General features: G+C 68.0%; 22 protein-coding genes. 9 read left to right on the forward strand and 13 right to left on the reverse strand.

Translation table 11 applies throughout. From position 1 onward, the window contains the following. Positions 1-3 precede the first annotated feature (3 nt). The gene (locus tag SCK26_RS37625) at positions 4-708 is read right to left on the reverse strand and encodes a TnsA-like heteromeric transposase endonuclease subunit (protein ID WP_318205848.1); all 705 of its coding nucleotides are present in this window, start codon (positions 706-708) and stop codon (positions 4-6) included. Positions 709-775: 67 nt separating this feature from the next. Further along, positions 776-1,729: a TniQ family protein gene (locus tag SCK26_RS37630; protein WP_318205849.1), complete on the reverse strand. Its 954-nt coding sequence runs from the start codon at positions 1,727-1,729 to the stop codon at positions 776-778. A gap of 191 nt (positions 1,730-1,920) precedes the next feature. On the opposite strand from SCK26_RS37630, the gene SCK26_RS37635 reads away from it, so the two are divergent. The 3 genes from SCK26_RS37635 (at position 1,921) to SCK26_RS37645 (ending at position 6,385) form a co-directional block, all read left to right on the forward strand. After that, positions 1,921-4,344, forward strand: a complete 2,424-nt coding sequence (locus SCK26_RS37635; protein ID WP_318205850.1) for a DEAD/DEAH box helicase — start codon at positions 1,921-1,923, stop codon at positions 4,342-4,344. A 221-nt stretch (positions 4,345-4,565) separates the two neighbouring features. Next, positions 4,566-5,425, forward strand: a protein-coding gene (locus tag SCK26_RS37640) for an IS5 family transposase (protein ID WP_412080882.1) whose coding sequence is annotated in 2 segments (ribosomal slippage) — positions 4,566-4,911 and positions 4,911-5,425 — 861 coding nt in all. Because the reading frame shifts where the segments join, the coding sequence is not laid out codon by codon here. A gap of 21 nt (positions 5,426-5,446) precedes the next feature. Then, positions 5,447-6,385, forward strand: coding sequence for a hypothetical protein (locus SCK26_RS37645; protein WP_318205851.1), 939 nt, complete (start codon positions 5,447-5,449; stop codon positions 6,383-6,385). Positions 6,386-6,749: 364 nt separating this feature from the next. Here SCK26_RS37645 and SCK26_RS37650 read toward each other — a convergent pair whose 3' ends face one another. Continuing rightward, positions 6,750-7,328, reverse strand: a complete 579-nt coding sequence (locus SCK26_RS37650; protein WP_318205852.1) for a hypothetical protein — start codon at positions 7,326-7,328, stop codon at positions 6,750-6,752. Between the two features lie 628 nt (positions 7,329-7,956). On the opposite strand from SCK26_RS37650, the gene SCK26_RS37655 reads away from it, so the two are divergent. From SCK26_RS37655 to SCK26_RS37665, 4 genes are all read left to right on the forward strand, one after another. After that, on the forward strand, positions 7,957-8,220 hold the full coding sequence (locus tag SCK26_RS37655; protein WP_318205853.1) for a helix-turn-helix transcriptional regulator: 264 nt from the start codon (positions 7,957-7,959) through the stop codon (positions 8,218-8,220). 173 nt (positions 8,221-8,393) lie between these two features. Further along, complete coding sequence (locus tag SCK26_RS38130; protein ID WP_412080824.1) at positions 8,394-9,371, forward strand: DUF6083 domain-containing protein; 978 nt, start codon at positions 8,394-8,396, stop codon at positions 9,369-9,371. 109 nt (positions 9,372-9,480) lie between these two features. After that, complete coding sequence (locus SCK26_RS37660; protein WP_318205854.1) at positions 9,481-10,920, forward strand: UvrD-helicase domain-containing protein; 1,440 nt, start codon at positions 9,481-9,483, stop codon at positions 10,918-10,920. A 243-nt stretch (positions 10,921-11,163) separates the two neighbouring features. After that, positions 11,164-12,023 (forward strand): IS5 family transposase gene (locus SCK26_RS37665; protein WP_412080883.1). Its coding sequence is split into 2 segments (ribosomal slippage): positions 11,164-11,509 and positions 11,509-12,023, totalling 861 coding nucleotides; the frame shifts between segments, so codons are not numbered across the junction. Positions 12,024-12,101: 78 nt separating this feature from the next. Here the strand turns inward: SCK26_RS37665 and SCK26_RS37670 are convergent. Then, positions 12,102-12,872: a transposase gene (locus tag SCK26_RS37670; RefSeq protein ID WP_318205855.1), complete on the reverse strand. Its 771-nt coding sequence runs from the start codon at positions 12,870-12,872 to the stop codon at positions 12,102-12,104. Between the two features lie 7 nt (positions 12,873-12,879). Continuing rightward, entirely contained in the window at positions 12,880-13,224 is a 345-nt protein-coding gene (locus tag SCK26_RS37675; protein WP_318205856.1) for a hypothetical protein, read from the reverse strand. Positions 13,225-13,443: 219 nt separating this feature from the next. Between SCK26_RS37675 and SCK26_RS37680 the strand changes: the two genes are divergently transcribed. Further along, the gene (locus tag SCK26_RS37680) at positions 13,444-13,878 is read left to right on the forward strand and encodes a DUF6283 family protein (RefSeq protein ID WP_318205857.1); all 435 of its coding nucleotides are present in this window, start codon (positions 13,444-13,446) and stop codon (positions 13,876-13,878) included. Next, on the forward strand, positions 13,875-14,303 hold the full coding sequence (locus tag SCK26_RS37685; RefSeq protein WP_318205858.1) for a hypothetical protein: 429 nt from the start codon (positions 13,875-13,877) through the stop codon (positions 14,301-14,303). Before SCK26_RS37680 ends, SCK26_RS37685 begins: the two co-directional genes overlap by 4 nt. A gap of 443 nt (positions 14,304-14,746) precedes the next feature. On the opposite strand, the gene SCK26_RS37690 is transcribed toward SCK26_RS37685, so the two are convergent. The 8 genes from SCK26_RS37690 to SCK26_RS37725 all read right to left on the reverse strand — a co-directional run bounded on the left by SCK26_RS37690 (position 14,747) and on the right by SCK26_RS37725 (position 26,045). Beyond that, positions 14,747-14,980: a hypothetical protein gene (locus SCK26_RS37690; protein ID WP_318205859.1), complete on the reverse strand. Its 234-nt coding sequence runs from the start codon at positions 14,978-14,980 to the stop codon at positions 14,747-14,749. Between the two features lie 255 nt (positions 14,981-15,235). Next, positions 15,236-16,414, reverse strand: coding sequence for a Wadjet anti-phage system protein JetD domain-containing protein (locus SCK26_RS37695; protein ID WP_318205860.1), 1,179 nt, complete (start codon positions 16,412-16,414; stop codon positions 15,236-15,238). Positions 16,415-16,416: 2 nt separating this feature from the next. Beyond that, a complete protein-coding gene (locus SCK26_RS37700) occupies positions 16,417-19,848 on the reverse strand; it encodes an ATP-binding protein (RefSeq protein ID WP_318205861.1) in 3,432 nt (1,143 codons plus the stop codon). After that, positions 19,845-20,429: a DUF4194 domain-containing protein gene (locus SCK26_RS37705; protein ID WP_062760430.1), complete on the reverse strand. Its 585-nt coding sequence runs from the start codon at positions 20,427-20,429 to the stop codon at positions 19,845-19,847. The genes SCK26_RS37700 and SCK26_RS37705 overlap by 4 nt, the downstream gene beginning before the upstream one ends. Next, positions 20,426-21,895: a DUF3375 domain-containing protein gene (locus SCK26_RS37710; RefSeq protein ID WP_318205862.1), complete on the reverse strand. Its 1,470-nt coding sequence runs from the start codon at positions 21,893-21,895 to the stop codon at positions 20,426-20,428. The genes SCK26_RS37705 and SCK26_RS37710 overlap by 4 nt, the downstream gene beginning before the upstream one ends. Positions 21,896-22,049: 154 nt before the next feature. Then, complete coding sequence (locus tag SCK26_RS37715; protein WP_062760432.1) at positions 22,050-23,411, reverse strand: AAA domain-containing protein; 1,362 nt, start codon at positions 23,409-23,411, stop codon at positions 22,050-22,052. Next, entirely contained in the window at positions 23,401-24,909 is a 1,509-nt protein-coding gene (locus SCK26_RS37720; protein WP_318205863.1) for a hypothetical protein, read from the reverse strand. The genes SCK26_RS37715 and SCK26_RS37720 overlap by 11 nt, the downstream gene beginning before the upstream one ends. Beyond that, complete coding sequence (locus SCK26_RS37725; protein WP_318205864.1) at positions 24,906-26,045, reverse strand: hypothetical protein; 1,140 nt, start codon at positions 26,043-26,045, stop codon at positions 24,906-24,908. The genes SCK26_RS37720 and SCK26_RS37725 overlap by 4 nt, the downstream gene beginning before the upstream one ends. Positions 26,046-26,067: the final 22 nt, after the last annotated feature.

A 26,067-nucleotide genomic window follows, 5' to 3' on the forward strand; every position in this document is an offset into this window, starting at 1 on the left:
CTGTCATGCAAGATCCTTATGGGGCATCCATATGGTTGAGGCAGGGGTCAGGGGCAGGCGGTGGTCCCAGGCGAGCTCACCTGTCCACAGCAGATGCCAGGCACAAGACAGAGCCGCCGGGCTGCCGACGGCTGCCGCTCCCGAGGCAAGAGGCCGGGGGCGTGCGAAGACCTCCAACAGCTGCTGCCGGGCCTCAGGGTCGGCGAATGCCGGATTGCGGTAGTTCGCAACCCGCAACAGCGACGCCTTCAGCACCCCTGGCGGAATCTGCAACGGACGCAAGGTCCAGCCTGCGCTCGCGGCCGCCACGAGCATGGCTTCTTCCTCATACATGCCCCGGGTGCCGGCAGCCCAGGGATGCATCAGTGCCAGACGCTCGCCGTGGGCGGTGCGGGCGAAGAACGCCGGACGCACAGCGCCGCGCTCCGAACCCTGTTCCCAGCGCACTTCCAGGCAGGAGGCGCCGAAGAACACGACAGACGGATCGAAGTCGAGCATCATGGCCGCGTGCATCTGCGACTCGGTACTGCACACAACCTTCTGCCCGGTTGTAGCGGACCACCACTGAGTCAGGATCGAGCGCCGTCCTCTGAAGGCACGCGGCACGGCCAGCGGACGGTATTCCTCGATCGCCACCCCGCGCAGCAGGTCAGGCAGCTGCGTTTTTTCGGCTCCGTGCAGATCGAGGTAGCGCACCTGGACCTCCACCTACGGCCTCCCTTCAGCGGAGGCCGGACACGCGCCTCTTCCGTAGTCGGCCATGGCGACCTTCCCCTCAGCCATAGGGGCGCTCCACCGTTGCTAGGACCTCCCACGGCACGCAGGTGAGCTCGTTGACGGACTGCAGGGCGCCCACCCGCTCGTGCGGAGCGGCAAGAGGTAGATGCGTCCCGGGGCGCGCCTTGGGAACCGGTGTGTGGGGTAGCGGGTGCTTCGCGGCCCAGGCGCCGAGGACCCTGCCGATGAACAGACCGAATTGCGACGGGGCCTGCTTGACCCACAGTGCGTATTCCTCGGATGTCATCCGCCCCTCGACGCGGCGACGCTCGACCGACGCCATCGCAGAGGCCAACCGTACTGCGGCGGGCAGCAGCCGCAGGGGCGTGGTGCGGGCGGCACCCAGCCGCGGCAGATGGGTCGCCTCGTGGGCGAGGACACCGAAGGCGTCGGCCACCAGGACCCGCCCCGCAGGCCCCAGCCGGCGAACGAGGTCCCGGCGCCAGCGTTCGGCCTCCACCACATGAGGGCCGGGAGACAGGTCGATGAACGGGACCCTGTCGTCGCGGGAATTGTCAGTGAAGCGGCCATGCCGCATGCATATATGCCACATATCTGAAGATATCCGCCATGTTGTGGCGTCGGTCTCCCGTGCGGCGGCGCACAGCGCGCATCCCCTCACCAGGAACCCGCCACGCGGAGCCCACGGCCACCTCCACACCGGCCCGCTGTTCCTCTCTGTCAGGAGATGCTCGTCCGCAGTGCTGGGCAGCGCTCTGATCAGCTCCTCCACGGGCCGTGCCACCAGCGCGGCCAGACGGTCCCGGGCTGCTCGGTTCACATACAGCTCGGTATAGCGCGGATCCACCTCGGGCGCGGACCGGCCTTCTCCGACGCTGTCGAGCAGCCGGCCGACTGTCAGGCCGTTGCGGGAGGCGAGCCGTGTCACGTACGAGCCGGTGGATTCCTCGGCGATGAACCGTACCTGCAGCGGCAGTGGCCGTATGTGCACCGTGAAATCCCTGTTCTCGCTCGCAGACCCGTCCCTGGCCCCGTGCACTGTGATCTCGGCAACGACGAGGCGCGATTACTTGGAACACAATACTTAGCTGACGCAAAGTCGAACGCAGCGCCTAGGGCAGCACCCTGCCCTCAAGCCCAGGGTGCCCCGTCCGCAGGAAAATGATCAAAGGCTGTATCCCCATGAAACGCGTTGGCATCCAGATGCGGGACCACCAGCGTGAAGCATTCAAAGCCGCCGTGCGCGGCCTGACGCACATGCCGCGCGTGACCGTGATTTCCGCCACTGGAAGTGGGAAAACGCTCACCGCCATGCGTGTCGGCGAACACTTTGCGGACCGCGGCAACATCCTCGTTGTCGTACCGTCGCTGAACCTGATCAGCCAAACCGCCTCACACTGGGCCAGACACAGCATCGTCGAGAACATGCTCGGCGTCTGCTCCCTCCCCCCTGCCCAGGCAGCCACCGTCCGCCTCCCCCTGACCACGGACGCCCGCCGCATTGCCCAGCTCGTAGCGGCCAACACCGGCCCCACCGTCGTCTTCGCCACCTACGCCTCCTTGCCCGCGCTCACACGCGCCCACAAGAAGCACCGCCTGCCGCGCTGGTCCATCGTGATCATCGACGAAGCCCACCGCAGCAGCGGCAGCAGCAACAAACAGTGGGCAGACATCCACAAGGACAGCGCTATACCCGCCCGGCGGCGCCTCTACATGACCGCCACCCCCCGCACCTGGGCGCTCCCCGACCCCAAACAGAAGCGCCGGAAGAACACTCGCCCGCAAAAGCCGCTCGGGCCTCTCGCTTCCATGGACGACCCCACCATCTACGGCCCCGTCGTCTACCGCCTGGGCCTGGCCGACGCCATCGACCGCGGCATCCTCGCCGACTACCGCATCGTCGTCCCCGTCATTAACGACGAAGAACTACGTGAAGTGCTCCAGAGCCCCGGCGCCACCCGGCACATTGACGGACTACGCCTGTCCGCCCTCCAGGTCAGTCTCCTGCGCGCTATGGCCACCCACAAAGCACGCCGCGTCATCAGCTTCCACAGCCGCATCGTCAACGCCCACCAGTTCAGCCAGACCCTCCCCGCGACCGTCGCCGCGACCACGCGCAGCACCGGAATCCGCAAACTGTGGACCTACTCCCTCCACAGCAGCCAGCCCACCAGCGAACGTGCGTACCGCCTCGCCGAGTTCGAAAACGTTCCCCTCCTCACCAACAGCACCAGAATCCCCGGAGCCGTCGACGGCGCCGTGCTGTCCAACGTCCGCGTCCTAGGAGAAGGCGTCGACGTACCCGACGCTGACACCATCCTGTTCGCCGACCCCAAACGCAGCTCCTCCGACATCATCCAGGCCCTCGGCCGCGCCCTACGCCAGCCCCCAGGCGCCGGCAAGATCGCCCTCCTGGTCATCCCCATCTACGTCGGCCGCCGCCAAACCACTGAGAAAGCCCTCGAATCGTCCGCGTACAGAATTCTCTGGGAGGTCCTCAACGGACTGCGCGAACACGACTCCAAACTCTGGCGCCGCTTCGGCGACCCCGAGTCCAACCCCGACAAACCCAAAGAACCCCTGCCCCCAGCACCCGAGCGCGCCGCCGAGATCGCCCCACTCACCGGCCTGCGCGCCCACGAGGTCGACACCCGAGTATGGGCAACCGGCTGGACCGCAGCCGTCGGCTACTACGAGCGCTACCACCACCTCGACGTCCCCAGCGAATACACAGACCCCTTCAACTACCCCCTCGGCCTGTGGCTCGGGCAGCAGCGCTCCCTCTACGCAAAAGGCGACCTCGCCCCCGACCGGGCCCTCGCCCTGGAAACCCTGCACATCTGCTGGCCCCACCCAGCACGCAGCTTCGAAAGCCACCTCGCCCAGGCCATCACCTTCGCCGACACCCACGGCACCCTCACCGTCACCACCGCCCCCAGCGCCAACGACCGTCCCATGTTCCGCTGGCTCCACCGCCAGCGCGCCCTCGCCGATAGCGGCCGCATGCACTCCGCGCGCAGCGAAGCCCTCAAAGCCGTCGACCTCTGGTGGAACCCACCCTGGGGGATTGAATGGCAGCACGACTACACACACGTCTGCCTCCAGGCAGCCAAAAAGACCGCCACGCCCACACCCGTATCCGGTGATACCCCGACCGCTTGGCTGGACCGCCAGATCACCCACCAGCATGATCTGCACCCTCAGCAGCTCCGGCTCCTGAGCGACCTTGCGGCCCAGCACCCCGGCACGCATCCCCACGGCATGCTGCTTCTGCCGGCCTCCCGCCCCAGGACGCGGGCCTTCCACCGCGGTCTGAAAGCTGCTCGCCAATTCCACGACCGCGAAGGCCACATCGAGGTCCCCGTCGGACATCGGGAGAATCTCCACGGCGACAAGGTCCTCCTCGAGCGCTGGATCACCAAGCACCGCAACGGCGCCATACAACTGACCTCGCAGGAGATCACCGCACTGACCGCCCTGGGCATCGAACTGGAGCAAGCCTCCCAGAAAAGCGCACCCCCGCCTGCCGCTCCTGAAGAAGCAGACACGTGGTGGGCAACGCCGGACCCTTCCCGGCCCTCGTCCGGCCGGCGGCTCGCGGGCTGACCGCCGCACCGCTCCACCCGAGAGCAGGGCAGACACGGCCGGTATCCGTCCGGCTCGGCCACCCAGCGGCACAGCTCGGGCTCCCTTGTCCGCGAGCGGCTTGTGTCCCCACAGACTGCACGACTGGCCGCGCCGCACAGCACGAGAGCCGACGAGCGCTGGGGGGCAGGAGCTAGGGTCCGTCTTCAAAGATCATCCAGGTAGGCGATCATGGTGGGGTGATACGTCGCCATGAACTCACCGACCAGGAGTGGGAGTTACTCGCTCCGCTGATACCCCGGGCCGCGACAGGCCGGCCCCGCGTGTCAGACCGGCAGGTCATCAACGGGATGGTCTACAAGATCCGTACCGGGATCTCCTGGCGTGACCTGCCCGAACGCTACGGGCCATGGAAGACCGTCTACACCCGCTTCCGCCGCTACGCCCTGGACGGCGTGTTCACCCGGGCCCTGCAGCAGATCCAGGCCCATGCCGACGCGGCCGGCGACATCGACTGGCTGGTCCAGATCGACTCCACCATCGTCCGCGCTCACCAGCACGCCGCCGCCACCGGCCGAAAAGGGGGCGGCACCGGCCGGACGAACCGGACGATCACGCCCTCGGCCGATCCCGAGGAGGACTGACAACCAAGATCCACCTCGCCTGCGACGGAAGGGGCCGCCCTCTCGCGCTCCTGATCACACCAGGCCAGCGCCACAACAGCATCTGCGCACAAGCCCTGCTGGACAGGATCCGTGTTCCTCGCACCGGCCCGGGCCGGCCACGCCGCCGACCTGACCATGTGATCGCGGACAAGGCATACAGCTCGCGCGGCTTCCGCAGCTACCTCCGGCAACGCGGCATCCCGCACACGATTCCCGAAAAGGCCGACCAACTGCGGCACCGGCACAATCGCGGGAGCGGCGGTGGTCGGCCGCCGGGCTTCAACCGGGAGATCTACCGCCGACGGAACGTCGTCGAACGCTGCTTCAACAAGCTCAAGGGCTTCCGCGGCATCGCCACCCGGTACGACAAGACCGCTACTTCCTACGAGGCAGCGGTCAGTCTCGCGTCGTTCCTGCTCTGGGCAAGATCCGTTTGAAGACGGACCCTAGTCAGTGCGTTGCCGGTCAACCGTGATGTCTACCGTCTGTTCACCGATGCTCACCCGGAGTTCCTCCCCGACGACCACGAGTGGGAGCAGGGCACGCGGTTACAGGCCGCAAACACTACTTATGGTCCCGCGTTTACGGGTATCCCGCCGGGCGCGCCTGAAGCGCTGGTGCGGTGGGTGAACGACGTCCTCGATGGCTCCGCCGTATTTCGGCTGCCCACCTGGGACGAAGCCTGCGATCCCGCCATGCAGCCGCTGCTGCCGCCTGGGTGCTCCCTCTGGAGCCAGCCTCCGCGCGATTGGAGCGACCGAAGGCCGGTCTGCTGGGCGCCGGAGGGGGTGCCTCATCCCTGGTCTGTGCCCCTGGCGCGGGTGTACGAGAGGGCTGTAAACAGTTTCCTCCACGACCTTCAGCACTTCAATTTCTCCGCCCTGATAAGCTACAACAGAGGGATGGGTGATTTCCCGTATCAGCACACGGATGAAGCCTTTCAGGAATTGTTGATTGATACAGCCTCTCAAGTTTACAGAAGGCACCTCGCTGACGATCCCGTCGCCACCTTCCCCGCAATCAACATCAGCTCAGCTCAGGCGCTGATCCGACCTTTCTCGCCTGAACTATTTGTGGGGCTTCTTGAGTCTCTTCCTGAATTGGTGGTGGAAGAAGTGCGACGGGTCTTCGGCCACGACAACTCCTCGACCGCGGGTGAACGCAATCTGGCGAACAGCATCGCTGCCCTGGGAGCGGAAATCGTCGCCCGTGGTGTAGAAGCAGAGCCAGATGCATCTGACTTGCTGAGGCTGGCCGTCATGACCCTCGCGAACCGCAGCGACGAGATGGAAGTTCAAACGACATGCCGTGACATCGCTCTTGGCATCACCACCCTGCAAGACCGCGCCGACGGCTTGATTCCGACACGCGAGGTGGTCCTTTTAGTACGCGCTTGAGTGCCGTATAACGCACTGAACCGTTCCGGTTTCACACCCAGGGCTTCGGCGTAGGCGTGTGACGCCCGGTTCGTGGTGATCTTCGCGCTCGGCAGCGCACCCGGAACGCGGCAGGCACGGTTTCCAAGAAACGGGCCCCGCGCGATGGCTACCTGGCGCAACCTCGCCATAGGGGCCCTACGAGCAGCCGGGGTGAAAACCATCGCGGCCGGCCTCCGCCGAAACGCCCGTGACCCGCGGCGGCCCCTCGAACTCCTCGGCCTCGGGTGATCACAAACCGGACGTCATGCGACTACGCCGAAGCCCTGGCCCGCCCCCGACCCAGCTCAGGGCTTGCTCCTCGGGCTGAGATACGTTGCCGGCGTCAGATGAGCCCGGACGAAGCAGTCCTTGCCGTGTGCCTGCAGGCCAGTTCCCAGGTCACTTCGTCAGTGTCCGTGCGGTGATGCCAGAAGGCCAGTACGCGGCTGGCGACGAGCCGGTCGAGAAGCTCGGCGGTCTGGTGCGGGGAGTGGCCGCACAGGCGGGCCAGCACATCCATGTCGACGGTGTGCACGCCCCGAGGGCAGAGATGGACGGCCAGGACGAGCGCAGTCAGCCGCACGGCGGGAGGTGCCGCGGCGGGAAGGGGTGGCGTCCCGGGCTGCAGTGCCCAGTGGGCGGCCCGGCGGCGAGCGCTGCGGCCGGGCATCTGGTCCCGGACCGCGGCATCAAGCAACTCCACCTCCACCGGCGTGACCTTGAGATCCGGTGGCCGGAGCCAGTGTCCGTGAGCGAGCTCCTCCCAGATCTCCGCGCGTCCGTGCAGCCGCATTCCGCGCAGTAGTCCCGCGGGCAGCCGGACAAGACCGAGAGTGTCTGCGCGCAGGGCGCACTGCAGAGCGAGTAGCCGGCCGGCGGGGGAGGTGCATCTGGGAAGCGCGGTGGCCAGATAGGTGAGCATCTCCCGTACGCGCATCCCTTCATCCTGAACGGGCCGGTGCACGCGGTGTGCAGCCGGGGACGGCGAAGCGGGGGAGCGCGGAGCGCTGAGCGAAGTCCAGGGGACGACGGAGGTGTTGCCGGTCGCGGCCGCGCAGGCAGCGCAGGTGTCGGCCAGCCGCCAGACACGGCCGCCATCGTCGCGGGTGAGGGCCAGCAGGACAGGACCGGCGCAGCCACGGTGACGCCGATGCCACAGACAGCCAAGGGACCGGCACTGGCAGGTCCGCAGATGCGCGGGCAATGCCTCGGCGCGGGCGTGACAAGCCAGATGCGCCAGGGCGGCGGACCTTGCAGACGTGGCCCCAGGGGAAACCGTGTGGTCGGTGCAGCGGACGCAGACCAGCGCAGGCCCGTCTGGCCGCGGGCGCAATTCGACCGTCCAGACGCGCCGTACCGTGGCGCCGGCGAGCCTCATGGGCTGGCTCTCCTCCTGTCTTGTCCATCGGGGCGGGACGCCTGACAGCAGGCACCCAGAACGGACACGCGCTCGTGCAGATCAGTGCACCGCCGCTGTCCGCGATCTTCTGAAGCAAATAGTGCAGAAGTCTGCACTGACAGGGCAGAGGTCTGCACCGTCGGATGGTGGAGTGACGATCATCCCGCCCGACCCCAACCTCACCGCCCTGCGAGTCGTACTCGCACGGCTACGGGGCCAGCGCGGATGGACCTTCGACGAACTCGCCGAACGCAGCGGCCTGGCAAGGCGCACCCTCATTGACCTCGAACACGGCCGCACCACCGGCAGCATCACCACCTGGCACGCCCTGGCCCACGCCTTCGACGTCCCCATCGAACGCTTCCTCACCTCACTGTGCGAAGGCCACCCAGCCCCCGGCGCCCCACAGCCTTGACCCGTCACCACCGCAAGCCTCTCCCGGCCCCCACGAGAACCACCCGCACAGGTGAGACGCCCTCGAACGACAGAACCTCACCCGGCCACACGTTCCCGCCCACTGGGCCGATCGCATGACATCCGCGAAAGCCGCCACCACTGACCGGCGCGCCACCTGGCACGGTCGCCGCCATGCGCCACCACAACCCACCCGCCGGCCGTCACCGGGACGGCAGCCCCCGCCACCTCCCTCCCCGCCGCTCCCTGCAGATCGCCACACACAGCCCGAGCCGACTCCTGCGCGCGGGCCAGACGACCGGCCGCTGCCGCCACTGCGGCAACCGCATCGACTGGTACCCGCGATCCGAGGGCCGGCTCATCGCCCTGCACCCCGCGGAAGTGGCCACCACCAGCGTCTCCGCCGCCTACCGCTGGCACCTCAGCAGCGGCGTCGCCTACCCCCACGATGACGCCAGCGGATGGTGCCGCATCCCGCACGCCGCCCTCTGCCCCCCAGCGGCCATCAAGACTCCGCACCGACAGCATCCGCCTTACATCACTGCGTCGCGAACTCGGCCTGCACTCCAGACGTCTGATCGACACAGGCGTCCTCACCCCGGCGACCCGCCCACCCGCCACTGCAGGGCTGAGCGGACACGACGAACGACCCACCCGCCCCATCGTCCGGATCCTCCTCGTCAACTACCTCGGCGAAAGCACCATCGAGACCATCCGCTGTACCGCCCAGACCACCCAACGAGGCCGCTGCACACGCTCCCTCACCGCTCAGACCCCAGGACGCTGGGTCCTGCTGCCCACCCAGCCGATCTGCAGCCAACTCGCCCCGCCCAGCACCAGCATGGCGGCCTACGACCTCAGCCACCTGCCCTACACAGAACAACGACGCTGGCGCACCCAACACTGCACCGCTCACGCCGCCTCTGCCACGGCCGCCGACCTGACCCCGGCCACCTGGAAGCCCTTCGACCCTCTCCTGCACGCCCGATACATCCGCACCGAGCTACCCACGCCCGGAAGGCACCGCCCTCGTCCACGGTGACCGAAGCGCACCCCGCTCCGCGTGCCAGCCTCAACGGTCCACACCTGGCACGAAAGCCCACCCGGAAATGGCGTCATCGAGCTGGTGATGCGCCAGAGCGTGGCGGATGACGCCGAGCAGGACGCGGTCCCCTCCCTCCACCAGCTGTGCGCACCCGTCGGACCCGCGCACGCTCCCCTCGCCGGACCAGACCTCACCTGCCTCGCAAGGAACCCTGAGATGAAGCCCACCGACGAACAGACAGCCGCACTGGATGCCTTCCGCGCTGGCGACCACTTGACCCTGCAAGCCGGGGCCGGCACCGGAAAAACCACCCTGCTGGCCATGCTCGCCCGATCAGTCCCGCACCGCGGCTACTACCTTGCCTACAACCGGGCCATCGCCCGAGAAGCCACCACACGCTTCCCGCGCACGGTCCAGTGCAAGACCGCCCACGCCCTCGCCTACGCAGCCGTCGGCCACCGCTACACCAGCCGCCTGCACGCACCCCGTCGCCCCGCCTGGCAGACCGGGCAAGCCCTCGGCCTCACCAAAGCCATCCGTATCGGCGAACGCGACATCTCCCAACGAGCCCTGTCCAACGCCCTCCTGCGCACTATCACCCACTTCTGCCATACCGCCGACGAGGCGATCACCCGCCACCACGTACCGAAACTACGCGGCTTGGAAGACGCAGGCATGCACCGCGAGCTTGCCACCCACATCCTGCCCGCCGCCCATAGAGCCTGGACCGACCTGCAAAACCCCGCCGACGGCCACGTCCGCTTCGAACACGACCACTACCTGAAGATCTGGGCCCTTGACCAACCGAAAATCGAAGCCGAGTACCTCCTCCTGGACGAAGCCCAGGACACCAACCCCGTCGTGGAGGAAGTCTTCCTCGCCCAGCGTGACCACGCCCAGCTCGTCATGGTCGGAGACTCAGCCCAGGCCATCTACCAATGGCGCGGTGCCAAAGACGTCATGGCGGGCTTCAACGGCACCAGGCTGACCTTGACGCAGTCCTTCCGCTTCGGGCCTCACCTCGCTGAGGAAGCCAACCGCTGGCTCCACCTGGCCGACGCCCCCATCCGGCTCACGGGCACACCCACCGTGCCAACCGAGATCGGCCCCATCACCAGCCCCGACGCAGTCCTGTGCCGCACCAACGTCGGCGCCATGGCCAACGTAATGCAACACCTGAACACCGGACAGCAAGTCGCCCTGACCGGAGGAGGAGACAGCCTTTACACCCTGGCCCGGGCAGCAGGCGACTTGAAAGAAGGCCGCCGCACCCATCACCCCGAACTGACCCTGTTCCCCAGCTGGGGCGACGTGCAGGACTATGCCGCTCACGATCCCGCCGGACGCGATCTGCAGCCACTGGTGAACCTCGTCGACACCCACGGTCCCGGCGCCATCCTCGCCGCCGTCGCCCGGCTCGTGCCCGAACCGAACGCTCAGGTCACCATCTCCACCGCCCACAAGGCCAAAGGACGGGAGTGGCCCCGCGTACTCATCGCGGACGACTTTCCCCGGCCGAAAGAAGACCACAACGAAGCGGCCACACCCACCGATCCGATCGACGACGCCGAAGCCCGACTGGCCTACGTAGCTGTCACCAGGGCCCGCCGACACCTCGACCTCGGCGGCCTGGCCTGGATTCACGCAACCCGCTGACGGCAATCAGAAGCCCGCTCCAGTCACTTCGACCACCATCGGGCCGGCCATCCGGCAACGAACGATTGGCGAGTTTCTCGGGCCTGGACACCGCTTGCCCCCGTTCATTGCTGCCGTCAGCCTTTTGCTCCCGCCCTGCCGACCGGCAGCTCGGTGGTGACAAATGATTCCCCCACAGTGAACATCGCCCAGTACTAGGGTCCGTCTTCAAAGATCATCCAGGTAGGTGATCATGGTGTGGTGATACGTCGCCATGAACTCACCGACCAGGAGTGGGAGTTACTCGCTCCGCTGATACCGCGGGCCGCGACAGGCCGGCCCCGCGTGTCAGACCGGCAGGTCATCAACGGGATGGTCTACAAGATCCGTACCGGGATCTCCTGGCGTGACCTGCCGGAACGCTACGGGCCATGGAAGACCGTCTACACCCGCTTCCGCCGCTACGCCCTGGACGGCGTGTTCACCCGGGCCCTGCAGCAGATCCAGGCCCATGCCGACGCGGCCGGCGACATCGACTGGCTGGTCCAGATCGACTCCACCATCGTCCGCGCTCACCAGCACGCCGCCGCCACCGGCCGAAAAGGGGGCGGCACCGGCCGGACGAACCGGACGATCACGCCCTCGGCCGATCCCGAGGCGGACTAACGACCAAGATCCACCTTGCCTGCGACGGCAAGGGCCGCCCGCTGGCGATCCTGGTGACACCCGGCCAACGCCACGACAGTGTCTGTGCACGTCCTCTGCTGGAACGGATCCGGGTTCCGCGCACCGGCACTGGCCGACCGCGCTGCAGGCCCGACCGGGTCATCGCAGACAAGGCTTACAGCTCCCGAGGCTTCCGTGCCTACCTGCGACAACGCGGCATTGCACACACCATCCCCGAGAAGACTGACCAGCGGCGGCACCGGCTGAAGCGCGGTGGCCACGGCGGCCGACCGCCAGGGTTTGACCGGGAGACCTACCGACGGCGCAACACGATCGAGCGCTGCTTCAATCGACTCAAGGGCTTCCGCGGCATCGCTACCAGATACGAAAAGACCGCCACCTCATACGAGGCAGCGGTCAGTCTCGCGTCGTTCCTGCTCTGGGCAAGATCCGTTTGAAGACGGACCCTAAGGGCTGTCCCGTAAGTGATTTTCTGGTTGTCTCAAGCATGGTTAGCCGCCGTGCGGCCCGCTTGCTTACCCAGCGAGGGCGAGGTTGTGCATCCGGGCAATGCCGAGCATGGCGTGGTGGACACCCTCGCCCTTGAGGCGGCAGTCGCGGAGGATCTTCCACGTCTTCATACGGGCGAAGACGTGCTCGACGCGGGCTCGGACCTGCTTGTGGGACTGGTTGTGCTCCTCTTTCCAGTCCTGGAGTTCGGCTTGGCCGCGCTTGCGGCGATGCGGGATGACGAGTCCGGTGCCCGGGTAGCCGCCGTCGGCGATCGTGACGGTGTTGCCGACGGCGGCCTTGGCGCCGGATTCCTCCCATGCCTTGCAGTCGTTGCGGTTCCCGGCGAGCGGTCGGCCGACTATGACGACCAGGCGAGTGTCGGCGTCGATGACGACCTGGTGGTTGGTGGAGTACCGATAGTTCTTCGACCGCTCAGCGATGGCGTGATCCCGGGTGGGGACGAGAGTGCCGTCCACGATGAGCACGGCGTCCTTCGCGAACCGCTTGCGGGGCTGGAGCGCCAGTAGCGGCCCGAGATGGTCGATGATCCGGTCGGCCGTCGACTTCGACACCCCGAACAGCGGCGCAAGCTGCCGCATGGTCAGGTTCGTGCGCCAATAGGCTGCGACCAGCAGGGCCCTGTCCTCCAGCGGAAGGCTCCAGGGCCGGCCCCTGCGAGCCGTGTCCGCACCCTCGCGCCGCAACACCGTCACCAGCTTCCCGAAGGCACGCGGGCTCAGCCCGGAGAACGGGGCTATCCAGGAAGGCTCCGACGCCGTGATCACACCAGTCACTGCGTGATCATTCCACTGCTTCAGGTTCCCCCTGCTCGAACGCAATGCGACAGCGTTCTACCTGGTCGGCCACCTGCTCCATGTACCAGCTCATGACCTCGTAAGGGACGACACGCTCGTCAGGACTCCAGACTCGGACGGTCGGTCGCAGATTCGGGTCCTCGTCCGGAACATGTGTCACCAGGAAGGCAGCGCCAGGCAAGTGGGTCACCGCGGCGTCGGGGTTCTCGGCCCCCTCGGCCGACGCCGGCTTAGCTTCGCTCAGTTCCACGGCCCAGGCGTCGTCGGGCAAGGCGTAGTGGAACAGGACGGCGTAGTGGCGACCTGCGTGCTCTTTGACTTCCCATGGCATGTCGGCAGGCTGCCACAGATGCCCTGTTGGAGGCTCGCGGGTATCCCGGGTCCCACCTGGGTGCAACCCGTCCAGCGTTTGCGGGACAGCCCTTAGACTGCCCGTTCCACAAGGGCCTGCCGTTACACGCGTCCGCGATGCCACGGCAGCACGTCGGCGCCGACCATGTGAAGGACACGCCGTGAGCAAACCGTTCGTAGCCGCTTCCCAGGAGCGTTCGTGACGATCCTGCCTCCCGCTCCACGGCCCTGCCAGTACTGCCCGTACCGGCGGGACGCCCCCTCGGGCGTCTGGTCAGCGGAAGAGTACGCGAAACTACCGGCGTACGACCGGCCCACGCCCGAACAACCTGTCAAACCGTTCCAGTGCCACCAGCACGACCACGACAGCGGCCGCGCCCGAATGTGCGGTGGTTGGGCCGGATGCCATGACGGGGACGAACTACTGGCGCTGCGCGTGGCCACGAGCACCGGCAAGATCACCGCGGAGACAGCCGAGGCGACCCGCGACTACACATCCCCCGTGCCACTGTTCGCCTCAGGTGCTGATGCTGCTGCCCACGGCATGCGTGAGATCCTCAACCCCGGCCCGGAGGCTCGCCGAGCCATCGACAAGATCCGCCGCATCCGCACGGACCTCACCGGGGGAACATGAACACCCGCCTCACCGCCGCCACTGTGCTCTGCGCCGCCGCTCTCCTCGCCCTCCCCGCCTGCTCCTCCAGCAGCGACGACGCCGAGACGAAGCCCACCAAGGCCAGCACACCGAAGGCGCCCCCGACGCCCAGCACCGACTGGAGCGCCGCCGAGAAGCCCGCTGGCATCCCGCCCGAGCCGACCGGAGCCAAGCGCGAAGAACTGCTCCGGGCGCTCGCCGCAGCCAACCCGGACATCGTGAAGTACGAGGACAAGGCCATCGACGCGGCCCGGAACCAGTGCACGTCACTGAACGCGACCGGAGTATCACGACTCGACTGGATGGCGGCGCAACGCTTCACGTACAGGGAGGTCACCACCACCGAGGCGCAGGGCAAGCAGATCAACGAGGCCCTCAAGGGCATCGGCTTCTGCAAGGCCTGACCGGCACCGCACACAGGACCGGCCCAGCGCTGCCGGGCCTTTCGCATGCTCCGAGGAGGTGGCCGTGCCCACTCCGCCACGCAGGTCAGGCACCGCTCCACCTGCTCCAGGCGCGCCGCGCACCAGTTCAAGGACGCGGAGGATCAGCGCCGGGTGCTCTCCTCGGTAGGGCGGGCCGAGCAGATGCGGATGCCCGGCGCGACCTGCTGCCCCCCGAGCGGGGGACCTTCGGGAGTCCGAGCAGCGCGCGGCTCGGTGCGTGCTACAGGCCGCTCAAGCAGATTCTCGCCGAGCGCCCGCCCTTGTCCCAGGCCTAAGGGCGGATTGCCTTCGAACTGTAGCCCTTGGCCCCGATGACGTGAGACGGCCTGGCCCCGGATCGGCCCGGAGCGCTACCTGCGGCTTTGACGCTCAATGCCCAGATCCCTACTGGGTCCGCGCCGTCATCTGGTGGGAGTCGGGTTGAAGGGCCATGGTCGGCTGATGCCCGGCCCGAACGGCACCGCCTGGGCGTCTTCTACACGCCGGCAGTGGGCCACTACGGCTCCCAGCGCACCACCGCGGCCCGTGCCGAATCCCAGCAGCGCTCCGCTGTCGGCGTCGTGGATCCGGTAGTGGATGTCCTCGTTCACGCTCTTGGCGTCTGCCAGCGGTTCGCCGTTCCAGGTATCGGTCACTGCCGGTTCCGTTCGTCGAGGCGGGTTGTTGTCGTCCGAGGCTGCAGAGGGTTGACCGACGGGCTGCCGGTCAGTGCTGGCGGGTGAGGAAGATTCGTGCGCGTTCGTCGGGCTCGGCCGTGACCCTTACCCTGCGGGCACGGTAGGGGCGGAGACTGGAGCGCAGGGAGCCGCGGACCGCCCGGCAGGCCGGGCGCGGGAGTAGCCTCGTCCTCGACCACGGTCCTGGCATGCGGCCGTCCGCAGCCCCCGGTGTCACTCCCGGTGCCGCGCCAGAGCCTCTCGCACGGCGGTGATGGCGATGCGCTCCTGCTCCAGGCGCAGGTGCGGCCGGTAGGCGCCGGTCCGCAGCTCCTGCTCGAGGTGGGCCTCCTCGGGGGTGAGGTGTGTCAGGCCGCCGCGTGCCTGTGTCTTCTCCTGGCCCCAGTGGAACTCGTGGGCGAGGAGGGTGGCGCGGTCCATGAGCAGTGACGTGGTGTGCGGGAAGCGTCCGCGGACCTGGTTGAGGATGGCGAAGCCATGGGTGTCGATGTCGCCCCAGTAACAGAGGTCGACGTCGTCGAGCCAGGGCAGGTGACGCAGCAGGGCGGCGGCGTACCCGGAGCCGAGGATGGCGATGGCGTCGGGGACCGGCGGCAGGGAGAGGTAGGTGATCTCGTTCTCGAGGACGAAGACGGTGCGCACCCCGGGGGACCAGTCGGCCAGTTCCTCGGCGCGGACGGTGAGTTCGCTGAAGGGCAGGGGAGAGGCGCCGAGGTAGCGCAGGCGGATGTAGATGGGCTTGGTGCGGAAGCCGTACCGTGCGACGAGATCGCTCTTCGGTGCGCTGGTGTTGACGCGGCTTTCAGGGAGCACACAGTCGAGGAGGTCGGCGAGGATTCCCTTGTTGGTCTCGATGAACTTGGTGTCCACGCCCGGGGTGTCGATCTCGCGCAGGTAGACCGCCTCGGTGTCGTGGTCGCGGATCCAGCATGTGGTGCGCACGAGTCGGCACCAGTCTGCAGCGTTGGCAAGGACCTTCATGGGGTGGTCGGCCATCCACCGTGCGATGCCGGGGTCCTGGCGTGCGGTCTGCTCGTGCAGCGTGTGGAAGCGGTCGACCTGGGTGGTGACGCGGAGCAGCGTCCAGAGGCGGTCGCGGCTGTCGACCCAGGCCCGGGCCGGGACGGTATTCGACGGGATGCCGTTGCGGCCTCCGATGGATTTGGTCTGGATGCGCAGATGGGGGTTCCGGTCGGGGGCCCAGCACTGGGACCAGGCGAGTGCTTGCTCGTAATACTGCAGGGCATCGGCCGCGGTCGGGCCCTTCAGCGACACCCCGATGGGCTCGAAGGGATGACCGCCCGCGGCGGCGGTGAGGTAGCGGCCGCTGGCCCACTTGCGGCGCAGAGTTTCCACCACATGCTCGGGGCGGGTCCATTCTGCCGGGGGCACGACTACTCCTTCGGGGGCTGGTTCGCCTGCTGGGCCGCTGCCTGCCTGTAGGCGCGGAACTCCTCGATAGTGAGGTTGTTTAGGCGGGAGCGGGTCTTGTCAGGACGGTCGACATAGCCGACGCGGGTGACGTGGGGCTCGATGACATGGAGTTTCTGGAGCGGGGTGACGACGAGGAGTTGCAGGCCCAGGCGCTGGAACAGGTCGAGGGCGAAGTGGGCGGAGGGGTCGTCACCGCGTCCGAAGGCTTCGTCGATGGTGACGAAGTGGAAGGTCTTGGGGCTGACGGCGGTGGGGTCGATGCGGAACTGGTAGGCGAGGGAAGCCGCGAGGATGGTGTAGGCGAGTTTCTCCTTCTGGCCGCCGGACTTGCCACCGGAGTCGGAGTGGACCTCGTACTCGGCGTCGTCCTCGCGATTGAGCTCGCTGGCGGAGAAGACGAACCAGCGCCGCACATCGGTGACCCGGGCGGTCCACTCCTTGTCGAGACGGGTGTGCTCCGGGCGGCCCTTGAAGCGGTCGAGGAGCGCCTTGACCTGGAGGAACTTCTCTTCGGTGTACGCGTCATCGGCGTCGTTCGAGAGCGCTTCGCTGGTACAGGCGCGCAGGTCGTGCTGGAACTCGCGGACCTCCTTGTTCGGCGTGGGGGCGGCGTTGAGCCGGATGTAGCGGCCGGGGTTGTAGTCGATGCCGGCCAGCGAGGTGTTGATCACGTCGATGCGCTCGCGGATCTGCTGCTCCTGAGCGCCGAGATGGGCCTGGAAGGAAGCGATGTCGCGGATGACGTTGGTGCGCAGGTACAGGAGGAACTGCTCCTCGAATCGGGGCAGGTCCTCGTCGGTGAGCCGGCTGTGCAATGCGCGGTAGCCGCCGGCGGATTCGATGGTGTTGTCCAACTCGGCGGTGTGGACCGGGTACCTGCCGCGGAAGGCGGTCATCAGCCCCGCTGCCTGGCTGCTGGCGTGGCGCAGGGCGTCGTGGCGACTGCCGCTGCTGCGCAGCAGACGTGCTTGGGCATGGCGCTCGGCGTCGTCCAGCATCTCCAGGAGGCCGTCGCCGTCGGCTGCGGGCAGGAACTTCCTCAGGGCTTCCTCGTGCTCCGTCATGCCGTCGAGGTCGCACCTCGCGAGGAACGTGGTGGTCCTGCCCAGCAGGTCGGCGATGTGCTGGACGTCGCGGCGCAGGCCGCCCAGCTCCTCCTGCCCAGTGGTGAACGTCTTGCTGCTCTGTACGATCTCGTCCTCGGTCCGCCGGAGCTGCGCGGTGAGCTTGTCCAGACCGGCTTCTGCTTCCAGGGCGCTCTTCTGCTGCTCGAACTGCTCGATTTCCGCGACGGTCCTCTGCCAGTCGAGTTCCGCGTAGGTGTCGACGCTGGCCAGCAGGGTGAGGGCGGCACCGGTTCCGGTGCGGGCCTGCTGCTGCTTCTCGAGTTCCCGGGTGGCCGTGGTGATGTCGGCGCTTTCGCGGCTGAGGCGGGTGGCCTCGGCGAGGAGAGCGTCGAGCTTGGCCTGATTGCTCCAGCCCAGCACCCAGTTGCGCCGGTCGTCGATGCGGTGGGTGTCGTTCTTCTCGTGGCGGCCTCCGCCGCCCCTGATAAGGCCCTGCCGGGTGACGGCGGGCCGGGTGGCGCGGGCGAATGCGTCAAGGTCTTCGGCGCACAGGTAGTCGGCACGCGAGCGCAGCCGAGCGGCGAGCCAGTCGCGGGCCCAGCTGTCGGATTTGAGCTGGAGTTTCCCGGTCAGCAGGGTGGAGTCGTCCGGCAGCATGGTGATGGGTGTGTGGGCGGGGACCTGGTAGTAGACCAGCCTGAGGCCCAGGTGGCGGCCGTTGACCCAGGCCGAGACGGTGTCGTAGTGGGCGTGTGGGACCAGCAGGGACAAGGCGAACCCGTGCAGTACGCGCTCGGCGGCGCCGGCCCACTCGGCTTCGTCGTCTCGGACCTGGATCAGCTCGCCGGCGAACGGTAGGACCTCGTCGGAGACGCCCGTGGCGGTGGCGAGTTCGCGGCGCAGGGCCAGCAGTTGGGCGGGGATGCTGGAGCGCTGCTGCTGCAGGCTGGTGATCTCGCGTCGCACCGCGTCGGTCGCGGTGGTGTTGTCGTGGCGCGCGATGGCGAGATCGTCGAGTTTCCCGCGGGCCTGCTGCTCTTGTTCCTCGGCCCGGGAGCGGGCGGTGGAGATCTGGTCGGTCCGCTCGCGGAAGGAGGCGGCGTCGGTGACGGGATCCATGCCGGCCTGCGCGAGCCAGGCGCCGTACTCGGTAGCGCGCTTGCGGCGCCGTTCGCGTTCGCGGCCGAGTTCTTCGATCCGGCCGGTCAGGGAGATGAGCTTCTCCCCGCCGACGCCGTCGATACGGCGCCGCAGGCCGTCGGCCGTCCCGCGCAGTTGCTCCAGCTGCCGTTCGCGAGTGGACTGCAGTTCCTCCAGTTCCGCCGTACCGGACATAAGTGTGGTGTGACGTCTCGTGAGGAGCCGGTGGCGGTGCTGGGCGAAGAACGCCGGGACGGCACTGCGGCGCTTGTCCAGGGCGGTGATCTCCCCCTGGACGGTGTCGTACCGGTTGCAGGCCACCACGATCGGCGTCAGGTCCTCGATCATCCGGCGGGCCCGGACGACTTCGTTGTGGCTGGCGGTGAGCGCATCGAAGTGGGCAACGATCTTGTCGACGGCTGTCCTCGCGTCGAACGGCTCCAGCATCCGCTCGCGGACGAACTCGTCCAGGCTGCCCACGGCCTTCATCGACACCGTCTGGTGGAACAGGTCCAGGGCCTGCAGGCTGGGGATGCCCAGGCCTCTCAGCAGTGCCTTGCCGTACTGGGTGTATGCGCTGCCGTGGATAGTGGCCCCGCGCTGTTTCAGCTGCCGGCGCAGGTCGGTGATGTCGGTACCGAAGCCGGTGAAGTCGGTGTCGATGGACAGCGGTGCTTCGGCGGTGAGGTAGAACCGCTCGGGCTGCCCGGTGCTGGTCGGGGATGTCCAGTAGAAGACCTGTGCGAGCGTGAGATGGGCGCCGAGGGCATAGTTGGTGAAGACGCCCAGGATCACGCTGTAGGAGGTGTGGTCGCGCAGTCCCACGGGGCGTGTGGTGTCGGAGGCCTCGACGCGCTCGTTCTTGTGATGGCCGAGGACGTAGGACCGCAGGTCGCGCTCCTTGGCATCGGCGCCCGCCGCCTTGTTGTAGGCGATCTTGTGGGCGGGCAGAAGCAGCGTGGTGAGCGCGTCCACCAGGGTGGACTTGCCCGATCCCACGCCCCCGGTGAGCAGGGCGCAGTGCCCGTCGATGGTGAAGGTGCAGGTGGTGCGGTGGAAGGTGCCCCAGTTGAGCACCTCCAGGCGGGCGAGCCGGTAACCGGGGCCGACGTCGAACGTGCCGGCAGGCTCTGCGGTCGTTGCCGGCCGTGGGATGAGCGCTGCCGGGTCGATGGTGAGGGTCATGTGTCGTCCTTGGCCGAGGCAGCGTCGCGGTAGGTGGCGAGGAGGTCGTTGAAGTCGTTGAGGACCTGGGCGTCGACCAGGGCCTTGACGTGGCGGCGGACCTCGTAGGTGCTGGTCTGTTTCGTCTGGCGCAGTGCCTTGAGGTCGACGAGCTTCTTGATGTGGGCGTCGATCTGGTCGACGAGCTGGGCTTCGTTGCTGCGTGGTGGGAGGAAGCTGCGGATCATCTCGACCAGGTCGTCGCGGGTAAGTACCAGGCGCGGGTCGGCGGAGTCGGCGTCGCTGTCCGCGAGTCGTCCGCGCAGCAGGACGAGCATCAGGCTGACGGGGAACGAGAGCCGGTGGCGGGTGACCAGCCGCGGCACCGGGACGCCGTCGTCACGGGAATCGAGATCCTGCTGTCGGACGTAGGCGTAGCCCTCGGCGCGGTCGATGACGACATCGAGGCCGATCACACTGAGGTAGTCGCCGATTGCCGCCTGATGGCTGATGATCTGCTCCCAGACGGCAGGTGCATCGCTCTGATAAAGCACGCCCGCTTTTAGCAGGTGGACCACGGGGACGGTCAGGGCGTCGCTCATTCCTGCTCCGCCTTTCCGGTGGCGGTGCCGCCTTCGTCGCGTACGAACGTCACGTGCGGCACTCTCGCCTGCGTGTGCCCGGGCACGTGGACGCGCGGGTAGACCAGGAGGTCGGTGCGGTCCGGGTCCACGATCATGTCCAGGCCGGGGTGCTCCACCTGGAAGTAGGCGAGCAGTTCCGCGAGCCCCAGGGTCAGCGGGTGGTCGTCGACGATGGAGGCCAGGTTCGCCTGGCCGCTCGGGCTCATGGCGACCGCCTCCAGAACATGACCGGTCAGCGCCTCGGTGTCGACGTGGACGCCGGAGAAGAGCTCGGAGATGTCCACCTCCGCGTCCTCGGATTCCTCCACCGCAGCGGTGTCCAGCTCGATGCGTTCGACCGGCATGTACAGCCGTCGCTCCATCGGCAGCGTCAGATGTGCCTGAGGGACGTCCAGCGCCATGCCGGGCAGGTCGGCCTGGCCTTCCAAGGCGGTGACGTGACGCTGGATGGAGCGCACCAGCGCCAGTACGCGGCGGTCCTCTGCTCGGTTGCGGTCGACCAGGAAGCGGCGCAGCTGCTCGGTCAGCTGCCGGACCGTGTCCTGGGTGTTCTCGGCCGCCTCCAGCCAGGCGAAGGGGATCTTCAGCAGGCTCTGGTTGGCCCTGCCTCCCAACTGCGGCAGTTGGTTGACCTGCTGCAGCAGCTCCCGCAGTTCCTGCTGGCGGCGGGGCGAGAGGAGGTAGTCGAAGAACGCCTGGAAGCTCTGTCCCTGATCGGACCGGGCGATCTCGTCGCGGTCCAGCAGGAACGAGGCCAGTTGCTCTCCCTTCCCGCCCTCGGCGGTGGCGACCTGGTGGCGCAGACGTACGTCCAGTTCCCGAAGATTGGCCTCCACTTCGCGGAAGTCCCGCAGGAGTTCGACCGCGGTGCTCTCCACCTGCTGGTAGCGGTCCAGCAGTGCGAGCGGGGACAGCATGTCGACCTCACCGGCGCGCAGCCGTGCGATCTGGGCGTCGATCGCGTCACGCTCCCGGCGCAGTTCATCGATGCGTGTCTGCGGATCGATCTCCGTTCCGAACGCCATCTGCCGCAGGAGCGCGACGATGGTGTTCAGGCGAGACTCGGTTCCGATGAACGAACGTGCGGGCAGGTCCCGCACCCAGGCCACGGCCTTCTCGAGGGCCGCAGTCGCGTCGAAATGCGCCTCGTCCTCCCCAGGTGGGTAGTACTTGCGCAGCCAGCCGTTCTTCGTCCACTCCGCCAGATAGGCGCCGGCGGACCGGGGAAACGAGCCGGGGTTTTCCTCGTTGAGGAGGTAGAGCCGGTCGTCCAGCCGGGACTCCAGTACGGTTTCCGGTACACCGCGCGCGTTCTCGTCGACGAACACCGTGCCGCAGAACGACAGCACCAAGGCAGCGTTGTCCGCGCGCAGCAGTACCCATGCTGGGTGGCTGGTGAGAGCCGTGACCTGATCGAATTGCATGCAACCCCCCGATCGCACCCCTGCGGTTTCCGTATCCGCCCGGATGGAGCGGCTACGGAAACCTTAAAGACGAGCACTGACAAAAGCCGGAAAATGGAACAACTGTGCGAATTTGATTGAGATGCCGGGCATCGGGCGGCAGCACCGTGTGGGATCAGGCGGCGACGCGGTGCTGGGCAAGCTTGTCCAGCATGATCTGGTTGGCTTCCCAGCCGTCCGGGAACTTGGCGCGCACGGACAGATGCACCGGGTCGGTCGAGGGGTGGCTGTCCAGAAGATCGGCGATGCCCTCGCGGGCGACGACGATGCACGCCTGCCGGTGACGGGAGGCGAGCACGCACAGCCGCCCGGCCTCCAGATGGAAGGCCGTGGCGTCCCGGCGGCCGGACAACGGGTGCACGACGATGACGACTTCGAACTCGCGGCCCTGCAGCCGGTTCGCGGTGTCCACCGCCACGCCCGGCGCGCCGGGGCTGCCTGTCCGGGCGAGCGCGGCCCTGACCAGGTCCGCCTGGTCGCGGTGGGCGACGCCGATGGCGATGTCGCCGGGTTCCAGGGGCCGGCCGCCATGGTGGCGCTCGCAGGTGGCGACCGCTCCGCGGTCCAGCAGCCGGCCGGCGAGGTCGGCGGCGGTCTGGAGGGTCTCGGTGTCGGTGCGCGGGACGTGCTGGCGGCGCAGTTCGTGCAGGGCCCAGCCGGTGGCGAACGCCTGCGCGAGGGTCTCGTCCAGGTCGGTGCGGGCGAAGCCGGCGGTGCGGAACTCGAGGGCGCGTGTGTCTTCACCGGTTCCGGCGGTGAAGTGGGTGAAAGGGTAGAACGCTCGGGAGATAGTCGGTGCGGCCGAGGACGGCAGGCGCCAGGACACCGGCAGCCGGTGCACGGGAATGTTCTGGTTGTGCTCCAGCATCACGCTGACACCGTTCTGAGTGGGGTCGTGCGGCAACCCGATCCAGCGCTCGGTACCGACGATCGTGAACGGGTCCAACTGGCCGGGATCGCCGACGAACAGGCCCCGATCGAAGCGTTCGACGATCTGCAACAACATGTCCGAACGCATCTGGTAGGCCTCATCCAGGATCGCCCAGCCGAACGTGGCGTCGCGGACGGTGGCCCACTTCGCGGCGGTCGCGACGATGATCCGGCAGCCGGCCAGGTCGGCCAGGGTGCGGCCGACGGTGGTGTTCGTCAGGGCACCCAGGGCCGGAGATGGGGTGTAGCCGGTGGCACTCAACCGTCCGACGGCGATGCCGGGATGCTCCCTGGCCAGACGCACGACCAGGTCGTCGACCTGGTTGTTGGTCTGGGCGACGATGATCGGGCGCTCGCCGCCTTCGGTGAGCTCCTGGGCGGCGCGGACCACCAGGGTGCTCTTGCCGGCGCCCGGCGGGGAGTCGACGACCACGGCCCTGTGACGCCCATCGGCCATGTTCGCGAGGATCGCCTCGGTGGCAGCGGCAGCGGCCGTTGCAGGGTCGGGCACGGCCGGTTCGGGCGTTGTGCTGTTGTCATTCCTCATTGCCCCACTCCTCTGCTGCGGCGTCCTCGGGTACGGCGGATTCGGCGGCGACCCCGTCGGCTGCACTGTGTGTCCACGGGGTGGCGTCGGAGGCCGGGAACTGCGGTGCCGGGCGCCACCCCGGGTCGGGCAGGTAGGCGACGCGCTGGCCCGGTTCCGGCACGGTGCCCTGCTTCGGGGCGCGTCCGCGTCCCATGCCGCCGGTGATCTCCACCGTGACCCGTGTGGTGTCGCCGTCGGGAAGGACCGAGACGATCACGGCTTTGTGGCCAGCCAGCATGGATGGGCTGATCAGCTTGGTATCGGCGGCCAGCCGCACGGGATCCGCGGTGCAGACGGTGACACGCGGCCGCGGCACCTGCCTGTTCTTGTCCGTAGTGACCGTCCGGCCGGGTTCAGCCTCCACGATCGTCCCGGCGAACGCCTCACCGGCGCTGCGCCGGTCGGCCAGCACGAAACGATCGTCGAACGCCATGTCGGACTCGAATTCGGCCAGCGCGCGCTCCAGAAAGCCCAGCCGCCGGGCCGCGCCGATCGCGGTGTCCCGCTTGCGCTGCGGAAGCCCGCCGGAGTCCCGGTAGTCGGAGTAGTCCGTGAAGGCCTTGCAGTCGCCCTCGAAGCGCTTGGCGGACCGCGGTGCCTCGGGCACGGAGCGCAGCAGTGATATGGCCTGCCACACCATGCGCCAGGTGGGCTGGATCTGTCCCGCGATCAGCTCCCGCAGCTCGGTCTCAGCGGCGGACAGCGCGTGCGGGTCGCCGAGCTTGTGGGCCGTGTCGAACTTTCTGATCGCCGGGGCCAGGTCGCGGTTGTCGAACTCGGGGGAGGTCGACGGGCCCGCCGGCGGGCACACGTCCGGGTTCTCCGCATCGGCCATGGCCTGCTCGACGCTCAAGCCCGGCGGAGGAGCGATCCAGGCCATCAGGGAGGCGAGGTTCTGGTCCTCGAGCGTGCTCTGGCCGGTCGCCCAGTGTTCGGTGAGCATTGCGGTGATGGGCAGCAGCATGGAGGTGCCGGCCTGTTCGGCTCTCTCGACGAGGAACGTCAGCCACATGCCGAACTCCGGTACGACGTCTGGCACCGCGTACGGGCCGGACGTCGCGCGGAAGCGGCACATGCGGCCCAGGCCGGCCAGGGCTTTGACGCCGCCGGGGTTCGGCACCAGGATCTGCGGCGCGTCGGTATACCGGGAACGCTCGCCATCCCCGCGGCGGTCCTGGCGGAAGGAGTCGATGTAGTCCATCACGATCCGGCCGAGGTCGGCGGCGAACGCGAACCGCTGGTCGCGGTTGCGGGGCTGGGCCACGATCAGCAGGTTCCCGTTCCTCTTCGCGGAGCCGACCATCGCGGCCAGGGGAGCCCCAGCCTCTCCGGCCATGGCCAGCGGGACGATCACCAGCGGCCGGCCCGACAAGTGCCGGTGCCGGAACTCGGTCAGGCGCACTGCCTGCATCGACTCCATCGCCTGCACGTGTGCCAGCGCCGACAGCGTGCTCATGCCGCACCCCCCAGGTCTTCCAGTTCTGCGCGCAGCCGTGCGGCGTGCCGCAGGGCCGCGGCCATCTCCACCTGGTCCTCGCTCGGCGTCAGTTCTCCGCGAGCCAGTCCCATGACCATGGTCGTGGTGTCGATGCCGCCGAACTGCTCGCGCACCACCGGCCCGAGGACATCCAGCGAGGCTTCCGCGCGGGCGCGGGAGCGGCAGTAGAACGCCATCTCGCAGTGGTTCAGGCAGTCCGGGCGGTACGTCACGAGGACCTGATCCAGCGCCTCGGTCAGCTCCTCGGCCGGGCGCCGGGGCCGTTTCTCTTTGTCCAGGTCGAGATCGAAGGTGAGGTCCTCGGGCAGCAGGTTCACCAAGTCCCCGATGCGCTCGATGCGGGACAGCTGACGGGTCAGAGCGGCCACTTGCTTGCGGGCGTCGACGAACGCCCCCGTCGGCCGGTTGGTGAAGTCCTTCGGCGCGACCAGCACGATCGTGTCGGAGACGGCCTCCTTGCCGATGCCGGCCCGTCCGAGCAGGTCGCGCAGCGCGATGATGTACGCGCCCGCCTGCGTGGTCGCCGCCCGCACCTGTGCGGAGTCTGCCTGTTCGTCGATGATCGGGAAGCTCTTGATCTCCACGACGTGGAAGCGCCCGTCGATGCGGAGGGCGACCAGGTCCGGCTCCAGGTACGCCTTGTGCCCGCCGATCTGCAGGCACAACATCGGGTGGTCGAACAAGGTACCGTCGCCCTCGCCCCGGGCGGCCCGCAGCAGGACCTCCTCGGTGCGCTCATGGCGCTCCTTGGAGCGGCCGTCGCCGCCGACGTCGTTCAGGTCCTCATACCCCACCTCCGGCAGCGTCAGCTGCAGGGTCTCGCGCAGGACACGCAGAAGCTCCGCGCAGCCGTTGTCCTTCACCATCGCCTCGAAGGCGTTGCCGCGGGTGATGGCGAAGGAGGACTGGCCGAAGGACGGAGGGTGGCCGACGTGTGTGGCGATCGCGGCCTTGTCGGAGCCGGAGGCGTCCAGCAGGGCCCGTAGCGTGCAGCGCGGGTTGTTCTCCAGGGCCGCCAGCGACCGGGCGTTGTAGTCCAGGCGCTTCGCGGATCCGCGCAGTGCGGCGAGGCGGTCGTCGACTGGTTTTTTCACGGTCTCGTAGATCCTTGCGGGG

It is taken from the genome of Streptomyces sp. SCL15-4, assembly GCF_033366695.1.
GTDB lineage: Bacteria > Actinomycetota > Actinomycetes > Streptomycetales > Streptomycetaceae > Streptomyces.